Source organism: Pseudoalteromonas sp. BMB, from assembly GCF_001709235.1.
GTDB lineage: Bacteria > Pseudomonadota > Gammaproteobacteria > Enterobacterales > Alteromonadaceae > Pseudoalteromonas > Pseudoalteromonas maricaloris.
This window is the reverse complement of sequence record NZ_MBQA01000122.1, coordinates 1-282: the sequence shown is the minus strand read 5'-3', so window position 1 is coordinate 282 and position 282 is coordinate 1. Positions and strand designations below refer to the sequence as shown.

The 282-nt window shown below is 47.9% G+C and carries 1 protein-coding gene; it reads right to left on the bottom strand.

Features of this window, described 5'->3' with window-relative positions; translation table 11 throughout:
• Positions 1 to 39: 39 nt before the first annotated feature.
• Positions 40 to 282, bottom strand: a 243-nt coding sequence (locus BB427_RS24630) for a hypothetical protein (protein WP_217492904.1), incomplete at its 5' end; no start/stop codon positions are given.

Below are 282 nucleotides of genomic sequence, written 5' to 3'. Positions count from 1 at the left end.
CCCCGGTGATGAACCCATATAGCCTACATGTTACCGGTTTCAGTTGGCACCTGTAGGAGTAGTGCTACTTGGTGCAGCTCTCAAGCAGTGTCTGAAATTCATATTCATTAAGGTAATGGTGCGGCAGAATTGACTGCAACAGTCGGCGTTATTACTACATGTTGCAAAATTTCCAAGACACCTTGGTGTCGAACTGTCTTGCCTTTCCAGGATAACTTCAGCAGAAGGACCATCTTTATCTGCGCTGTCACCAAACGCCAAGACCGCCAAAGACATCGCGGG